The organism is Pseudomonas fluorescens (assembly GCF_000802965.1).
Lineage (GTDB): Bacteria > Pseudomonadota > Gammaproteobacteria > Pseudomonadales > Pseudomonadaceae > Aquipseudomonas > Aquipseudomonas fluorescens_A.
Genome location: NZ_JSAK01000027.1, coordinates 101,741 through 119,111 on the forward strand (window position 1 = coordinate 101,741; position 17,371 = coordinate 119,111).

Genomic DNA, 17,371 nt, shown 5'->3' on the forward strand with positions numbered 1-17,371 from the left:
GAATCTCGGGGAACAAAGATGACCTGTAGGAGCCAGCTTGCTGGCGATTGGTACACCGCGTTCAACCCGTCACTGCGTGTAATCGTTAACGACCATCGCCAGCAAGCCGGCTCCTACACAAGTACGCATTTCTATCAGGCCGCCATCAAAGCCTGAAATGCCCCACCATCCCCTTCAACTCAACCCCCAACTGCGCCAACTCGATACTCGACGCCGCGTTCCCCTGCATCGCCAACGAAGATTGATCTGCGCTGGCACGAATGCTCGTGACGCTGCGATTGATCTCCTCGGCCACCGAACTCTGTTCCTCGGCAGCGGCAGCAATCTGCTGGTTCATCTGCTGGATCAACGACACCGCCGCCGCAATGCTTCCCAGCGCACTCTCGGTCTGTAGCGCATCGCTGACCGCCAGTTTCACCAGTTCGCCACTGCTCTGAATCTGCTGCACTGACGCGTGCGCCGCCGAGCGCAAGGCGCTGACCAATCGCTCGATTTCTTCGGTCGATTGCTGGGTCCGCTTGGCCAGTGCACGCACCTCATCGGCCACCACCGCAAAGCCCCTGCCCTGCTCGCCGGCCCGCGCCGCCTCAATGGCGGCGTTGAGCGCCAGCAAGTTGGTCTGCTCGGCCACGCTCTTGATCACGTTGAGCACCGAACCGATGTTCTGGATCTCCGCGCTCAGGCTTTCGATACTCGAACTGGCCGAGTTGGCTGAATCCGCCAGTTGTTCGATCCGCGCCATGCTCTGGCGAACCACGTGCTGGCCACTTTCAACCTTGCCATCCGCTGTTTGCGCGGCCTGGGCGGCTTCCTCTGCATTACGTGCGACGTCATGCACCGTGGCGGTCATCTGGTTCATGGCCGTGGCGACCTGTTCGGTTTCTTCCTTTTGGCTGCTGACTTCGAGGTTGGTCTGTTCCGTCACCGCCGACAGCGATTGCGCAGAAGTGGCCAGTTGTTCGATGCCCGCCTGCAAACCGCTGACGATATGGCTCAAACCCGCGCCCATCTGTTGCATGGCCTGCATCAATTGGCCGATCTCGTCACGACGCGTCACTTCAACCGTCGCGCTCAAATCTCCCGAGGCGATTTGCTGCGCCACACGGATCACGCTGCGCAACGGCCCCACGATCAAGCGGGTGATCACCCACGCCGCAATCAGCCCGACCAACAAGGCCAGTGCGGAAGAACCGATGATCAGCAATGAGTTCTTTTTCAGCTCCGCTTGCATTGAATGATCTTCGGCGACATAGGCCTGATCTACCCGCTCCACCACTTGGGCAGCACGTTGATGCAGTTGCTGATAGACGGTTTTTTCCTGTTCCAGCAAGCCGGTGTACTCGGCAAGCTTGTCGCTGAAACTGGCGATGTGACCGGTCACCTCATTAAGGACCGTCTGATACCCCTCGTCCTTGACCGTGGTTTTCAGTTGCTCTGCCTGAGTCAGCGCCTGACTGGCCTGTTCGATCTTGCCCTGCCCGGCGCTGTCATCGCCCTTGCGGCTCTGGTCCAGGCGTACGCGCGCTTCATTCATGGCTTGCAGCATCAGCCGGGATACCTGGCTGACCTGACTGGCCTGTTCGATGAATTGCGCACCGTCCTTGCCTTCAGAATCCTTCAAGGTATAAGCGCCGTCATCGGCGAGCCCGGCCTGCAGCACATCGAGATTATTGGCGACGCTGGACACCGACCAACTGGCCATTTCCAGCGCCAGGTCCTTGGCCTGACTGAGCGAGACGAACTCGTCAAACGCCTTGCGATAAGCGCCAAGGGACTGCTCGACGTCATTCATCACCGGTACGTTGGCCGCCGACTGCGCCTTGAGCTGGTTCGCCAGGGCAATCAGGCCGTCAACGCCTTCGTGCAGGGCGTCGACGATTTCCGGATTGGCGTGCAAGGCATATTCCTGCTCCAGCAGTCGCACTTTCAGCAAACCACTGTTGAGCGACGACATCTGCTTGAGCCCGTCGAAACGCTGGCTGATGGTTTGCAGGGACCAGACACCGATGGCCGCCACCAGGGCGGTCAATAACAGCACCAGCACAAACCCGATACCCAGTTTTTTCGCCATACCGAGGTTGGCAAAACGTCCTTGCACGGCCGAAATCATTGCACTTAGTCCCCTGCCATAATCAATAGCCGCAGATTCGCAACGGGTCTGTAGCAACACAAGTCTCTGGCGTCGGAATAATGGCAAAAAGCTACGCTGGCGTCGCTTTCAGGACGCTTGAGGTCGATCCTGAGCGGTGGCCTGGAAAAATGCTCGGGCGCGGGGATCGCAAGCACAGGCCACATTGATGCGCTGCCATCCACAGGCCTCGCCATTGGGACTGAAGGCTGTCTTTGATGACAGCGAAATGCCAAATCGCCGCGCGTATGACCGCACCTGGCCGTCATCGAATGTGCGTGATCGCGCCCAAATGAACAGACCTCCCGCCGGCTTGCCGAAAACCTCCCATTCGGCGTCTTCGAGCAGCTGCAACGTCGCCAACCTGTCGCTATTCAAGCGTTGCCGCTGACGCTGCACCAACTTGCGGTAGGCACCGCTAGCCAACAGGCAGGCCAGCACCGATTCGCAAAATCGAGAGGCGCCGAGGCTACTGATCATTTTGACTTCGGCCAATCGTGCAATGACCTCGGCAGCTGCCGCGACGAAGCCGACACGCAAGGAACTGCTGAGTGTCTTGGAGTAACTGCCGACGTAAATCACGCTGTTATCCAAGGCGGCGAGACGCTTGCCGGGACCGCTGTGCAGGTCTGCATAGACGTCGTCCTCGATGACCTGCACTCCGTATGTTTTCGCCAACTGAAGCAGCCGCTGTGCCACGACCGGTGTCAGGCAGCAACCCGTCGGGTTGTGATGGAAACTGTTGATGAACAATCCGCGAGGCCGGTGTTCTTGCAATAGCGCCTCAAGCGCGGCGATGTCCGGCCCGCGCGGAGTACGCGCCACTTCATGCATACGGACACCGTGCAGTCTGAGTAACTCGAACAGCATCGGATAACCGGGGCTTTCCACCACCACGCAATCACCCGGTTTAAGCAGCGTGCGCACGATCAAGTCCAACGCCTGACTGGCCCCCGCGGTGGTCAGGATTCGGTCCTCTTCGATGCACATATCCAGCTGTCTGAGGCGTCTCGCAATTTGCTGGCGCAACGCCGGCAATCCCAGCGGCGTGCTGTAATTGAACAGGCCAGCCATGTCGGTGCGACTCACCTGACGAATCGCGTACGCCAGATCATCCGTCTCACGCCAGCTCTCGGGGAGTCCACCACTGCCCAGTTGTAGCTCGCACAGCATCGAATGCTGCGTGATGTCTGTGCCTTCGTCCTGTGGCCCCAGCGCGAACCCAGTCGAGGCAGCGACGACAAAACCTGCACCATGCCGCGACTCCAGCAGCCCTTGTGCCACCAGACGCTCACACGCCTCGACGACACTCGACTGACTGAGCAGATTGATTCGCGCGATTTGCCGCACCGAAGGCAAACGCGCTCCCGGCACCACATCGTTACAACGCAGCCAACAGATCAGCGCGTCGACGATTTGCTGTACGACCGGCACCAAAGCCTGTCGATCGATTCTCAAATCCATGAGCAAGCAAACTCCTGTTTGTTTTGCGGGAAACAGTTAATCACAGGAGTGCTTGCCAAGATGTACGCCAACGCCGCCAAAGCCGTTGGTTCTAACCATTTGAAACACATTGCCCGGTGTATTCACGGAAACAAAAAACCTGTGGGAGTGAGCCTGCCCGCGATGGCGGCGTATCAGACAACATTGATGTCGACTGACACTCCCTCATCGCGAGCAGGCTCGCTCCTACAGGTTTGGTGTGGGCTATGGAGGAGTATTTCAGAACGCCGTCACGCCACCATCCACCGCCAACGAATGCCCCGTGGTGAATGCCGCGCCGTCGCTGCACAGGTACAACACCGCGCTGGCGATCTCCTCAACCTTGCCGATGCGGCCGACCGGGTGCATGGCATTGGCGAATTCGCCTTTCTTCGGGTCGGCCTCATAGGCGCGGCGGAACATGTCGGTGTCGATCACCGCCGGGCAAACCGCATTGACCCGGATCTTTTTCTTCGCGTATTCGATGGCCGCCGATTTGGTCAAGCCGATCACCGCGTGTTTCGAGGCTGCGTAGATACTCATCTTCGGCGCTGCGCCAAGTCCAGCCACTGACGCGGTGTTGACGATTGCGCCACCACCCTGGGCCAGCAGCAACGGCAATTGATACTTCATGCACAGCCACACGCCTTTGACGTTAACGCCCATGATCGCGTCAAACTCATCGAGCGTGCCGTCGGCCAGTTTGCCTTTCTCAATCTCGATACCAGCATTGTTGAAGGCATAGTCGAGGCCGCCGTAGGTATTCACCACCTCATCCATCAGATTTTTTACTTCGCTTTCCACCGTGACGTTGCAGCGCACGAAGGTCGCTTCGCCGCCCGCGGTACGAATCAGCGCCACGGTGCCCTCGCCGCCCGCCGTGTCCATGTCGGCCACAACCACTTTCAAGCCTTCGGCGGCGAACGCCTGGGCCGTCGCCCGGCCAATACCATTGGCGGCGCCCGTCACTACGGCGACCTGGCCGGAAAACGTCATGCTCATTGTTATGTCCTCGAAGAGAGTGGATGCGGGGATCGCGTGTTCGCAGTCTAGCCACAGCGTCCCGTGGCACGGCAGCACTATCAAAAGGCCGGTTGGGCGCCCATGAGTTGCAGTGATGGAACTGCCGTGCCAACTATCACTGCACTGGATCAACCTGCATTCGCCGCATCAGCCAAACTTGCGGCATCGCCGATGAAAGGCTATCAACAAGGCTTCATTCATCTTGAGTGCCTGTCATGACTAATCAGACCAATCGCCAATTCCTGCTCGCCAAACGTCCTGTGGGCGCAGCAACCCGCGAGACATTCACCTATCAGGAAGTACCGGTTGGCGAGCCGGCGGCGGGTCAGATTCTGGTCAAGAACGAATACCTGTCCCTGGACCCGGCCATGCGTGGCTGGATGAACGAGGGCAAGTCCTACATCCCGCCGGTCGGCCTTGGCGAGGTGATGCGCGCGCTGGGTGTAGGCAAAGTCGTGGCTTCGAACAATCCGGGTTTTGCGGTCGGGGACTACGTCAACGGCGCGCTGGGGGTGCAGGACTACTTCCTCGGTGAGCCCCGCGGGTTCTACAAAGTCGATCCGAATCTGGCACCGCTGCCGCGTTATCTGTCGGCACTGGGCATGACCGGCATGACCGCGTACTTTGCCCTGCTCGACGTCGGTGCACCGAAAGCCGGCGATACCGTGGTGCTGTCGGGCGCGGCCGGCGCTGTGGGCAGCATTGCCGGGCAAATCGCCAAGATCAAGGGTTGCCGGGTGGTCGGCATCGCCGGTGGTGCGGACAAGTGCAAGTTCCTGATTGATGAACTGGGCTTCGACGGCGTCATCGACTACAAGAACGAAGACGTCATCGCCGGCCTCAAGCGCGAATGCCCGAAAGGCGTGGATGTGTATTTCGATAACGTCGGCGGCGATATTCTCGACGCGGTACTGAGCCGCTTGAACATGAAGGCGCGGGTAGTGATCTGCGGCGCCATCAGCCAGTACAACAACAAGGAAGCGGTCAAAGGCCCGGCCAACTACCTGTCGTTGCTGGTCAACCGTGCGCGCATGGAAGGCTTCGTGGTAATGGATTACGCCGCCCAATTCGCTGCCGCCGGGCAGGAAATGGCCGGCTGGATGGCCAAGGGTCAGCTCAAGAGCAAGGAAGACATCGTCGAAGGACTGGAGACGTTCCCGGAGACGCTGATGAAATTGTTCAGCGGGGAGAATTTCGGCAAGTTGGTGTTGAAGGTTTAACCCCAACCTGTAGGAGCCGGCGTGCTGGCGATGGCCTCACCGCGGTGGTTCAGGTGAACCGTGGTGAGGCTATCGCCAGCAAGCCGGCTCCTACAAGTTATCTCAGGCCAGTTCGGCGACTACGGAAGCCAACGCCTTCGCCGGATCGGCCGCCTGGCTGATCGGACGGCCAATCACAAGGTAATCAGAACCGGCATCCAGCGCCTGACGCGGGGTCAGGATGCGGCGCTGATCGTCCTGGGCGCTGCCCGCCGGGCGAATCCCCGGGGTGACCAATTGCAGCGACGGGTGCGCCGATTTCAGAGCCTGGGCTTCCAGAGCCGAGCACACCAGACCGTCCATCCCGGCTTTTTCCGCCAGTGCGGCCAGACGCAGCACCTGCTCCTGCGGCTCGATGTCCAGACCAATGCCTGCCAGGTCCTCACGCTCCATGCTGGTCAGCACGGTCACGCCGATCAGCAATGGTTGCGGACCGCTGCGCTTGTCCAGCACTTCACGGCACGCCGCCATCATGCGCAGGCCACCGGAACAGTGCACGTTGACCATCCACACGCCCATCTCTGCAGCCGCCTTTACGGCCATCGCGGTGGTGTTCGGGATATCGTGGAACTTGAGGTCCAGGAACACTTCGAAGCCCTTGTCACGCAGGGTGCCAACGATTTCCGAGGCGCAGCTGGTGAACAGTTCTTTACCGACTTTGACCCGGCACAGCTTCGGGTCCAACTGATCGGCCAGCTTCAGTGCGGCGTCACGGGTGGGGAAATCCAGGGCGACGATGATAGGAGTCTGGCAGGCGGACATGAGTGGGCTCTCAGGCAAGTCGAAATCGGCGCGCATTGTAGCGGAACCAGCGCGGCTGCGGGACCCGATGATCGGTAAATCGTCGAGAATGCCCAGGCAAGACTAGCCGCTGGCGCAATTGTGTCGAGTTCGGTACATACCCGACACGCCCACAACACCCTTTACCGCTACCCTCGGCAGCCGCAACACGCCCTTACAGCACTTCCCGCCTCCGGGCCGGACGCCTATGCTGAAGCCACAACCTCGCAGCCTATCTTTGTGGTTGGCAGCCTACCTGGCAGATGAACGCACGCATGCACAACACCCTCGCTCCTGTGAATGACGATCAAAAAGCGCCCGGCGACGACAAACGCTGGAGCATTCGCGCCCTGATCGTCGACGATGACGTCCCGATCCGTGAACTGATGATCGATTACCTGGCCCGCTTCAACATTCACGCCAGCGGCGTCACCGATGGCGCCGCCATGCGCCTGGCCCTGCAAGCCGAGCATTTCGATGTGGTGGTGCTCGACCTGATGCTGCCCGGCGAAGACGGGTTGTCGCTGTGCCGTTGGCTGCGCGCCGAGTCGGACATCCCGATCCTGATGCTCACCGCCCGTTGCGAACCCACCGACCGGATCATCGGCCTGGAACTGGGTGCCGACGACTACATGGCCAAGCCATTCGAGCCACGTGAACTGGTCGCGCGCATCCAGACCATCCTGCGCCGGGTGCGCGACGATCGCAGTGAACAGCGGGCGAACATCCGTTTCGACAACTGGCGCCTGAACAGCGTGCTGCGCCAGTTGATTGCCGCCGATGGTCTGGTGGTGCCGCTGTCCAACGCCGAGTTCCGCCTGTTGTGGGTGTTCATCGAACGTCCACGCCGGGTGCTGAGTCGCGAACAGTTGCTGGATGCCGCTCGCGGTCGTTCGATCGAAGCCTTTGATCGCAGCATCGACCTGCTGGTCTCGCGCCTGCGGCAAAAACTGGGCGATGACCCGAAAGCCCCGCAGTTGATCAAAACTGTGCGCGGTGAAGGTTACCTGTTCGACGCCCGAGACATCGGCTGATGCGCGGGCGCTTCGATACGCTGTTCGGCCGCCTGTTTGGCGTGTTGTTGGTGGCGATTATCCTGGCGCACCTGCTGGCCTTTGCCTGGTTTCACTATTACGGCCCGCCACCGCCTCCCCCGCCGCCGGAGTTTTCCGAAAACTTCGACGGACAACGCCCGACAACCGATCCGCGTTTCGAAAATCGTCCGCCACGGCCGTGGTTTGGCGGGCCGATGGTGCCGCTGACCTTTCAATTGATCTCGCTGATCATCGCTGCCTGGTACGGGGCCAAACTGCTGAGCCGGCCGATCCAGCGCCTGAGTGACGCCGCTGAACGCCTGAGCGAGAACCTCGACAGTCCACCGCTGGAAGAGTCCGGTCCACGGGAGGCGCGGCAAGCGGCGCACACCTTCAACAAGATGCAACGCCGGATCATCGAGCAAGTGCAGCAGCGCTCGCGGATGCTCGGCGCGGTGTCCCATGACCTGCGCACGCCGCTGTCGCGGCTCAAGTTGCGGCTGGAGCAGATCGAAGACGACAAGTTGCAAGGCCAGATGCGTCAGGATCTGGACGACATGATCAGCATGCTCGACGCCACCCTCACCTACCTGCACGAGCAGCGCACCAGCGAGCAACCGCAGTTGATGGACGTGCAGGCGCTGGTTGAATCCTTGAGCGAAAACGCCCAGGACCAGGGTGCCGACGTCCAGGCCAGCGGTCATTGCGCGCCGCTGCAAGTACAGCCGATGGCGTTGCGATCCTGCGTCAACAACTTGCTGGATAACGCTCTGCGCTATGCCGGGCAGGCGCTGATTACCATTGAAGACCATCGCGAGCAGTTGATTATTCGAGTGATCGACCATGGCCCGGGGATTGCGGAGGAACAGCGTGAAGCGGTGTTTGAACCGTTCTTTCGCCTGGAGGGTTCGCGCAATCGCAACTCCGGTGGCGTCGGTTTGGGCATGACCATCGCCCGCGAGGCGGCAGAGCGAATGGACGGACAATTGAGCCTGGAAGAAACCCCGGGGGGCGGGTTGACGGCGGTTATTCGCCTGCCGCGCTCCTGACGTAAAAAGATCGCAGCCTGCGGCAGCTCCTACATGGAAATGCGATCCCCTGTAGGAGCTGCCGCAGGCTGCGATCTTTTTTCTGTGTACCGAACGGTACAAACCCCACATACCCACGACAACTTGCCCCTTGAGGCTGCATAAGCCGGTGCACCAACCGGTTTTCCATTCCAAGGAGTGAGCCCAATGATTGGTAGCGTCAGCAACTACACGAGCTATACCGGCACCAGTAGCACCTCAACCAGCAGCGCCCGCTCGCAACAGTTCCAAAAAGAGCTGCTCGCCAAACTGGATACCAACACCGATGGTTCGGTGGATCAGGATGAACTCAAGAGTGCGTTGTCGCAGAAGAGCGATGACGGCCTGCTGGTCAGCCTGAGCAAGAACTTCGCCGACCTGGACAGCGACGACAGTGGCGACCTGAGCAGCGAAGAGATGGCTGCGATGGCTTCCCCGCCACCGCCGCCACGGGACGAGGCGCCGGACACCGAACTGGCTGACGCATTGATCAGTGCCCTGGACGCCGATGGCGACGGCGCCATCAGCAGCGATGAGCTGAGCAGCGGCCTGACCAGTGCTGGCAGCAGCGCCGACACCAGTGAAGTCTTCTCGGCACTGGACAAGAATGAAGACGGCACCATCAGCAAGGACGAACTCGCCGCCAGCCTTGCGCCCCCACCGCCTCCGCCACAGCAGGCGTCCAGCGACGAACTGTTCAGCAGCTTCGACGCCGACAGTGACGGCAGCGTCAGCGCCACCGAACTGACCAGCGCATTACAGTCGGGCGATTCATCGACCAGCACCGACACCAGCGCGGCCTTGCTCAAGGTACTCGATAGCGACAGCAGCGGCGGTGTCAGCAGCGATGAACTCAAAGCTGCCCTGCAAGCCGGGCGGGAGCAAAACATCGACAGCGCCACCGCTCAGTCAACCACCAGCGAAGCCCTGAAGAAAATGATCGCCAACCTGAGCAAGCAGTATTCGCTCGACAACGTGGCGAGCGTGGGCAAGTACTTGAACGAAGCGACCTGAAGTTCCACCTGAAACAAATGTGGGAGCTAGCGTGCTGGTGATAGCGGTGGGTCAACCAACTTTAATGTTGAATGACACACCGCTATCGCCAGCAGGCTAGCTCCCACAGGTTTTCGGCTGGGCCGCTAACTCAGCGCTTGCGCAGAATCACGCTACCAATCGAGTAACCGGCGCCGAACGAGCTGAGCACCGCCAACGAACCGGCGGGCAGATCGTCCTGATTCTTGTGAAAGGCAATCACGGAACCGGCGGAGCTGGTGTTGGCGTAGGTGTCGAGAATCACCGGTGCTTCCTGTTCGGTGGCGTCGCGACCCAGCAGTTTCTTGACGATCAGGTGGTTCATGCTGAGGTTGGCCTGGTGCAGCCAGAAGCGCTTCACGTCGCTGACGTTGAGCTGGTTCTCTTCCAGGTGCGTCGCGACCAGTTCGGCCACCATCGGGCACACATCGCGGAATACCTTGCGGCCTTCCTGGACGAACAGTTTGTCCTTGGCACCGATGCCCTCTTCCGCCGCGCGGTTGAGGAAGCCAAAGTTGTTACGGATGTTGTTGGAGAACTTGGTCAGCAGCTTGGTGCTGACGATGTCGAACTGGTACTGGGACGTCGCCAGCTCGGCACGTTCGATGATCACCGCAGTCGCGGCGTCGCCGAAGATGAAGTGGCTGTCACGGTCGCGGAAGTTCAGGTGACCGGTGCAGACTTCCGGGTTGACCATCAAAATCGCCCGGGCCTGGCCCAGCTGGATGCTGTTGGCGGCGGTCTGGATGCCGAAGGTCGCCGAGGAACACGCCACGTTCATGTCAAAACCGAAACCCTGGATGCCCAGCGCTTCCTGAACTTCGATGGCAATGGCCGGGTAGGCGCGTTGCAGGTTGGAGCAAGCGACGATCACGCCGTCGATGTCCGCTGCGGTCTTGCCGGCGCGTTGCAGGGCTTGCTCAGCCGCGCCGATCGCCATCTGGCACAACACCGACCATTCGTCGTTCGAACGCTCCGGCAGGCGTGGCGCCATGCGTTGCGGGTCGAGGATGCCGTCCTTGTCCATGACAAAACGGCTCTTGATGCCAGAGGCTTTTTCGATGAACGCTGCGCTGGACTCGGTCAACGCTTCGACTTCACCGCGTGCGATGGCGTCGGCGTTATCGGCGTTGAATTGCGCCACATACGTATTGAAAGACTGCACCAGCTCTTCGTTGGAGATGCTGTTGGCCGGGGTGTACAGGCCGGTGCCGCTGATGACGACGTTATGCATGGTCGTGTCTCTAATCTGTTCAGGCAGAAAGCATTGGCACCGACGTACCAATACACAAAGGGTTCGTTCCCGTGACGGGAAAGCCAACCTGGCATCGCTTTATTCCGTACCGCCCGAACCCTGAGAGGCTCAAAACCGCGGGGCCGGCGTTTATAGGCGCGAAGTTTGCCATAAACGCGAGATTTTGGCCCCTTATTGCTGGGTGAAACACCGCTCACCCTGTAGGAGCTGCCGCAGGCTGCGATCTTTTGATTTTAAAAACAAAGATCAAAAGATCGCAGCCTCCGGCAGCTCCCACAGTAAATCCCAGTGGGTCATGGGAGTCGCGAAGGAGTCGGGATCACGGCTCGACCTGGGTCCACTGCTTGTTCAGACGCTTGTCGGAGATCGGCACTTTGGTGCCCAACTGCTGGGCGAACAGCGACACCCGGTATTCCTCCAGCCACCAGCGATACAGCTCCAGTTGCGGATCGCGTTTGCCTTCCTGGGCGTGCTTGTTGGCGCGGGTCTGGTATTGCGTCCACAGGCCAGACAGTTCGCCGGCCCAGACCCGATCCCGCTGCACCTGAGCGCCAATTTTCTCGAAACGCTGCTCGACCGCTTTCAGATAACGCGGCAACTCCTTGAGCCATTGCATCGGCGTTTCCCGGACAAACCCCGGGTACACCAGATGACTGAGCTGCTGCTTGATGTCGTTCAAGGCCACGGCTTGCGCCAGATCGATCTTGCCCTTGAAGCGTTTCTGCAAACCGTGCCAGAGCTTGAGGATGTCCAAAGTCAGCTTCGCCAGACGCTCGGCGTGCTCGGTCCAGGCGCCGCGCTTGCGTTCGGCCAGGGACGCCAATGCGGCGCCATCGCGGGGCAACGGGTCTTCGCCGTCGAGGATGCAGCTGTCGAGGCTGGCCAGCAGAATGTCTTCCACCAGCGCATCCACGCGCCCGAGGTCGCGATACAGCAGGCCGAGTTCGGTCAGGCCCGGCAACTTGCCGCGCAGGAACTTCGCCGGTTCCGCCAGTTGCTGCATCAACAAACGCTGCAAGGCGCGACGATGCTGGAATTCGGCTTCGGCCGGCGTCGAGAAGCGCCCTTCCTTGACCGTACCCGCCTCTTCCACCAGCGCCGGATACACCGTCATCGACAGCCCGGCGATCTTCTGCTGGGTTCTCTCGGCCACGGCAGCAAACACTTTTGGCTCGACCGGTTGCTGACTTTTCGCGGTTTGCGGCACGGCCAACGCAGCCTGGCTCGCCTCGGCAAAACGCGCGGTCAGCTCGGCCAGATCGCGACCTTCGCCGAGGAACTTGCCTTGGGCGTCGACGATTTCCAGGTTCATCCGCAGATGGCTTTCAACCTGCTGCGCTGCCTCGCTCCAGGCTTCGTCGCTGACGCGGGCACCGGTCATGCGCAGCAACTCGCGACCCAACGCCTGAGGCAACGAGCCCTCGGCGAAGGTCATGCGTTGCAATGCAGCTTTGACGAAGTCCGGCACCGGCACGAAGCTCTTGCGCAGAGCCTTGGGCAGGTTACGCACCAGGGCAATGCACTTGGCTTCAATGACACCCGGCACCAGCCATTCCAGACGCTCCGGCGGCAGCATCGGCAACAGCGGTGCCGGCACGCGCAACGTCACGCCATCACGCGGATGGTTCGGTTCGAAGTGGTAGCTCAGGGCCAATTCCAGATCGCCGATGTGCAGGGTGTCCGGATAATGCTGGGCGGTGACTTCACTGGCCTCACGGGCCAGCACGTCTTCCTCGCGCATGATCAGCAGCTGCGGGTCTTTCTGACTGTTGATCCGATACCAGCTGTCAAAAGTCGCCGTTTGGTGAATCTCTGCCGGCAGGCGTGCATCGTAGAAGGCGTACAGGGTTTCTTCGTCGGCCAAAATGTCGCGACGGCGGGCCTTGGCTTCCAGTTCGTCGAGTTGTTCCAGCAATTGCTTGTTGGCGGTCAGGCACTTGGCTTTGGACTGGATTTCGCCACGCACCAGCGCTTCGCGGATGAACAGTTCGCGGGACACCACCGGGTCGACCGGGCCGTAATGCACCGGCCGGCGACCGACCACGATCAAGCCGAACAGGGTGATCTGCTCGAAGGCCACGACCTGGCCACGCTTCTTCTCCCAATGGGGTTCGAAGTGGTTTTTCTTGATCAGGTGCCCGGCCAGCGGTTCGATCCAGTCGGCATCGATCTTCGCCACCATCCGCGCGTAGAGCTTGGTGGTTTCCACCAGTTCGGCAGTCATCAGCCATTGTGGGCGCTTCTTGCCAATGCCCGACGACGGATGAATCCAGAAGCGCCGCTGACGGGCGCCAAGGTAGTCGCCATCTTCGGTTTTCTGGCCGATCTGACTCAGCAACCCGACGAGCACCGCTTTGTGCAGCTTCGGATAATCCGCCGGTTCTTTGTTGAGGCTCAGCTGCATGTCGCGGCAGATCAGGCTCAATTGACGATGGGAATCGCGCCACTCACGCAGGCGCAGGTAATTCAGGAAATTCTTGCGGCACCAATTACGCAGTGGACTGGCGGTCAATGCCTGACGCTGCTCTTCGAAACCGCGCCACAGATTGACCAGCCCGGCGAAGTCCGAGTCGACGTCTTTCCACTGGGCATGCGCCTGATCCGCCGCTTGCTGACGCTCCGGTGGACGCTCGCGTGGGTCCTGAATCGACATGGCGCTGGCGACGATCAGCACTTCCTGCAAGCTGCCAAGCTTGGCCGCTTCCAGCAACATGCGGCCCATGCGCGGGTCCACCGGCAGCCGCGCCAATTGGCGACCGAGCGGGGTCAGCTGGCTGTTGCGGTCCACCGCCGAAAGTTCTTGCAGCAGGTTGTAGCCGTCGCTGATGGCCTTGCCATCCGGCGGCTCGATAAACGGGAACGCGGTGACCTCACCGAGGCGCAGATGCAGCATCTGCAAAATAACTGCCGCGAGGTTGGTCCGCAGGATCTCCGGATCAGTAAATTCCGGCCGTCCAAGGAAATCTTCTTCGCTGTACAGGCGCACGCAGATACCCGGCTCGACCCGACCGCATCGGCCTTTACGCTGGTTGGCGCTGGCCTGGGAAATCGCTTCGATGGGCAGGCGCTGGACCTTGGCGCGGTAGCTGTAGCGGCTGATGCGTGCGGTGCCGCTGTCGATCACGTAGCGAATGCCCGGCACGGTCAGCGAGGTTTCCGCGACGTTGGTCGCCAGCACTACGCGGCGGCCAGGGTGCGACTGGAAAATCCGCTGTTGCTCGGCCGGCGACAGGCGCGCGTACAGCGGCAAGATTTCGGTGTGCTTGAGTTGCGCTTTGCGCAGCATGTCGGCTGCGTCGCGAATCTCGCGCTCGCCCGGCAAAAACACCAGCACGTCACCGGGACTGCGGCGCTCGCTGCGCTCGTAAGCGGCGATTTCGTCGAGGGTGGCGAGAATCGCCTGATCCACGGTCAAATCGTCCTCGACGCGGTTGCCCTCTTCGTCCTGCTCCAGGGTCAGCGGGCGATACCAGGTGTCCACCGGGAAGGTGCGGCCGGAGACTTCGACAATCGGCGCATCGTCGAAGTGCTTGGAAAAACGCTCCAGGTCGATGGTTGCCGAGGTGATGATGACTTTCAGGTCCGGACGGCGCGGCAGCAGGGTTTTCAGGTAACCAAGCAGGAAGTCGATGTTGAGGCTGCGTTCGTGGGCTTCGTCGACGATGATCGTGTCGTAGCGTTCCAGGTAGCGGTCGTTCTGGGTTTCCGCCAGCAGGATGCCGTCGGTCATCAGTTTGATCAGGGTGTTGGAATCGCTTTGATCCTCGAACCGCACTTGATAGCCGACCAGCGCGCCCAATGGCGTGCCGAGTTCTTCGGCGACCCGGGCGGCGACGCTGCGCGCAGCGATTCGGCGCGGTTGGGTATGGCCGATCAAACCGTGCTGACCGCGACCGATTTCCAGGCAGATCTTCGGCAACTGGGTGGTTTTACCCGAGCCGGTTTCGCCGGCGATGATCAGCACCTGATGCTTGAGCAGCGCCTCTTTGATTTCGTCGCGCTTGGCGGCGATTGGCAGGCTGTCGTCGTATCGAATCACCGGCAGGCTGGCGCGGCGGGCCAGCACCTGATCACAGGACGCCTGCATGCGCGCCACCCACTGGGCCAGCTTGGCCTCGTCGGGTTTCTTGCGCAGCTCAAGCAACTGCCGCCGCAGCCGGTGGCGGTCGGCGAGCATGGCGTGATCAAGGTTTTTCAGCAGTTTGTCGATGGAGGGCGATTCGTCGGTCATCGGGTACGCAATTCAGTCGTCTAGTGGCGCAGAGGGGCGATTGTCGCAGATTTGGCTCACTCGCGACGAATGCAACCTGCTTTTGTGGCGAGGGAGCTTGCTCCCGCTCGGTTGCGAAGCAGCCGCAATACGGTCACCGCGAATTACCTGAAACTGCGCGGTGGATTGTTTTGGGGTCGCTTCGCAACCCAGCGGGAGCAAGCTCCCTCGCCACAGGGTGTTCACTCTAAGAGCCCCGGCTTGCCGGCGATGGCGTCCGTGAGACCGCTATCGCCAGCAAGCCGGCTCCTACAGGGGGTTGTTGCGTTATTCGTTATCCAGGCCTTTGCGGCGATACGGGAACACGTCGATTACTTTGCCGGCGCGAATCGCGTCCTGAAGGCTTTTCCAGTAGTCGGCGTTGTACAGCTCGCCATGCAACTGCTCGAACAACTTGCGCTGCCCTGAGTCGGCAAACAGGAACGGCGGAAACTCTTCAGGAAACACATCCAGCGGCCCGATCGAATACCACGGTTCCGACGCCATCTCGTCTTCCGGCGTACGCGGCTCCGGGATGTGGCGAAAGTTGGCCTCGGTAAGAAAGCAGATCTCGTCGTAGTCGTAGAACACCACCCGACCGTGACGGGTCACGCCGAAGTTCTTCAGCAGCATGTCGCCGGGAAAAATGTTGGCCGCCGCCAGTTGCTTGATCGCGAGGCCATAGTCTTCCAGCGCTTCGCGGACCTGCGCCTCGTTGGCGTTTTCCAGGTACAGGTTCAGCGGCGTCATGCGGCGCTCGGTCCAGCAGTGGCGGATCAGCACGGTGTCGCCTTCTACCGACACCGTGGACTGCGCGACTTCCAGCAGTTCTTCCAGGCACGCCGGGTCGAACTTGCTCAGCGGGAAACGGAAGTCGGCGAACTCCTGGGTATCGGCCATGCGCCCGACGCGGTCGACGCTTTTCACCAAGCGATACTTCTCGATCACCGTGGCGCGGTCGACGTTTTTCGACGGCGAGAAACGGTCCTTGATGATTTTGAATACGGTGTTGAACCCCGGCAGGGTGAACACGCTCATGACCATGCCGCGCACGCCGGGGGCCATGATGAACTGGTCGTCGGTGTTGGCCAGGTGATTGATCAGCGCCCGGTAGAACTCGGACTTGCCGTGTTTGTAGAAACCAATCGAGGTGTACAGCTCGGCGATGTGCTTGCCCGGCAGGATGCGCTTGAGGAAGCCGATGAACTCCGCCGGCACCGGCACATCCACCATGAAATACGAACGGGTGAACGAGAAGATGATCGACACGTCCGCCTCGTCGGTGATCAGCGCATCAATCTGGATGCCATGGCCTTCGCGATGCAGCAGCGGAATCGCCAGCGGCCATTGTTCATCGGCGGTGTAGATGCGCCCCACCAGATACGCGCCTTTGTTGCGGTAGAGCACCGAGGAAAACAGTTCGACGCTCAGCTCCGGATCCTTGCACACCCAGTCCGGCAGGTTCTCACGCAGTTGCGCTTCGAGGCGGCGCAGGTCGCCGGGCAGGTCGGCGAATTCCTCGCTGAAACGGTAATCGGCAAAAATGCTCGCCAGCATGCTGGACAACTGGCCCTGCGGTTTATACGTGCGGGTTTGCGCGGCGCGGGCCCGGCGCAGGCTCGGCCGGGTGGTGTGGATGAACATGCAGCCGTCGCTGATCAGGTCATGGCTGAACAGCCCGCAGAAAATCGAGTTGTACCAGGTCTCGGACAGTTCATCGTCGAAGCGCAGGTCGATCAGGCTGATGTAGGCGTTTTTCACCAGCGGCCAGCAACTGACGTCCAGCGTGTCGGCGTCAAACGCTGTGCGCAGTCGCTCCACGGTTTCGCTGACTTTTTCTTCGTAGAGGTTGATCCGCGCCGCCGACGCCGATTGCGTCTCCTGCCACAAAGCCTTCTCGAAACGGGCCCGGGCACCGTCGGTGATCTGGCGGAAATGCTCGCGGTAATCGTCAAAGCCATCGAGGATCAAGCGGGCGATGTCGGCGGCTGGCCATTGCTGCGGCATGGTGAGACCTCTGCGGGAATTCGTGAGCCCTGAGCTTAGCCAGTGAAGCGGGTGC

General features: G+C 60.7%; 12 protein-coding genes and 1 pseudogene. 5 read left to right on the forward strand and 8 right to left on the reverse strand.

Features of this window, described 5'->3' with window-relative positions; translation table 11 throughout:
- The first annotated feature begins 18 nt into the window (after positions 1-18).
- Positions 19-156 (forward strand): hypothetical protein, encoded by a 138-nt coding sequence (locus tag NL64_RS30170; RefSeq protein ID WP_155292772.1) that lies wholly within the window; start codon positions 19-21, stop codon positions 154-156.
- Here the strand turns inward: NL64_RS30170 and NL64_RS31210 are convergent.
- From NL64_RS31210 to NL64_RS21085, 4 genes and pseudogenes are all read right to left on the reverse strand, one after another.
- On the reverse strand, positions 146-1,027 hold the full coding sequence (locus NL64_RS31210) for a methyl-accepting chemotaxis protein (RefSeq protein ID WP_437176930.1): 882 nt from the start codon (positions 1,025-1,027) through the stop codon (positions 146-148). The genes NL64_RS30170 and NL64_RS31210 overlap by 11 nt on opposite strands.
- A pseudogene (locus tag NL64_RS31215) lies at positions 1,007-2,110 on the reverse strand (HAMP domain-containing protein); the annotation flags it as partial. The gene NL64_RS31210 and the pseudogene NL64_RS31215, both read right to left, overlap by 21 nt.
- Before the next feature lie 108 nt (positions 2,111-2,218).
- On the reverse strand, positions 2,219-3,592 hold the full coding sequence (locus tag NL64_RS21080) for a PLP-dependent aminotransferase family protein (protein ID WP_034149988.1): 1,374 nt from the start codon (positions 3,590-3,592) through the stop codon (positions 2,219-2,221).
- A gap of 258 nt (positions 3,593-3,850) precedes the next feature.
- Positions 3,851-4,612 carry an SDR family oxidoreductase gene (locus NL64_RS21085; RefSeq protein ID WP_034149989.1) on the reverse strand — a complete coding sequence of 254 codons (762 nt, stop codon included), beginning with the start codon at positions 4,610-4,612 and terminating at the stop codon, positions 3,851-3,853.
- A gap of 236 nt (positions 4,613-4,848) precedes the next feature.
- Here NL64_RS21085 and NL64_RS21090 point away from each other — a divergent pair, with 236 nt between their 5' ends.
- A complete protein-coding gene (locus tag NL64_RS21090) occupies positions 4,849-5,853 on the forward strand; it encodes an NADP-dependent oxidoreductase (RefSeq protein ID WP_034149990.1) in 1,005 nt (334 codons plus the stop codon).
- A gap of 102 nt (positions 5,854-5,955) precedes the next feature.
- On the opposite strand, the gene pyrF is transcribed toward NL64_RS21090, so the two are convergent.
- Positions 5,956-6,654: an orotidine-5'-phosphate decarboxylase gene (gene pyrF, locus NL64_RS21095; protein WP_172668695.1), complete on the reverse strand. Its 699-nt coding sequence runs from the start codon at positions 6,652-6,654 to the stop codon at positions 5,956-5,958.
- 293 nt (positions 6,655-6,947) lie between these two features.
- Here pyrF and NL64_RS21100 point away from each other — a divergent pair, with 293 nt between their 5' ends.
- From NL64_RS21100 to xopAW, 3 genes are all read left to right on the forward strand, one after another.
- Positions 6,948-7,706, forward strand: a complete 759-nt coding sequence (locus tag NL64_RS21100) for a response regulator (protein WP_034149992.1) — start codon at positions 6,948-6,950, stop codon at positions 7,704-7,706.
- On the forward strand, positions 7,706-8,755 hold the full coding sequence (locus NL64_RS21105; RefSeq protein WP_034149993.1) for a sensor histidine kinase: 1,050 nt from the start codon (positions 7,706-7,708) through the stop codon (positions 8,753-8,755). Before NL64_RS21100 ends, NL64_RS21105 begins: the two co-directional genes overlap by 1 nt.
- A gap of 186 nt (positions 8,756-8,941) precedes the next feature.
- Positions 8,942-9,787 (forward strand): EF-hand domain-containing protein, encoded by an 846-nt coding sequence (xopAW, locus tag NL64_RS21110; protein WP_034149994.1) that lies wholly within the window; start codon positions 8,942-8,944, stop codon positions 9,785-9,787.
- 130 nt (positions 9,788-9,917) lie between these two features.
- Here xopAW and NL64_RS21115 read toward each other — a convergent pair whose 3' ends face one another.
- The 3 genes from NL64_RS21115 to aceK form a co-directional block, all read right to left on the reverse strand.
- Positions 9,918-11,039, reverse strand: a complete 1,122-nt coding sequence (locus NL64_RS21115; protein ID WP_034149995.1) for a beta-ketoacyl-ACP synthase III — start codon at positions 11,037-11,039, stop codon at positions 9,918-9,920.
- 340 nt (positions 11,040-11,379) lie between these two features.
- Positions 11,380-15,291, reverse strand: coding sequence for an ATP-dependent RNA helicase HrpA (gene hrpA, locus NL64_RS21120; protein WP_034149996.1), 3,912 nt, complete (start codon positions 15,289-15,291; stop codon positions 11,380-11,382).
- 306 nt (positions 15,292-15,597) lie between these two features.
- A complete protein-coding gene (aceK, locus tag NL64_RS21125) occupies positions 15,598-17,316 on the reverse strand; it encodes a bifunctional isocitrate dehydrogenase kinase/phosphatase (protein WP_034149997.1) in 1,719 nt (572 codons plus the stop codon).
- Between the last annotated feature and the right edge of the window lie 55 nt (positions 17,317-17,371).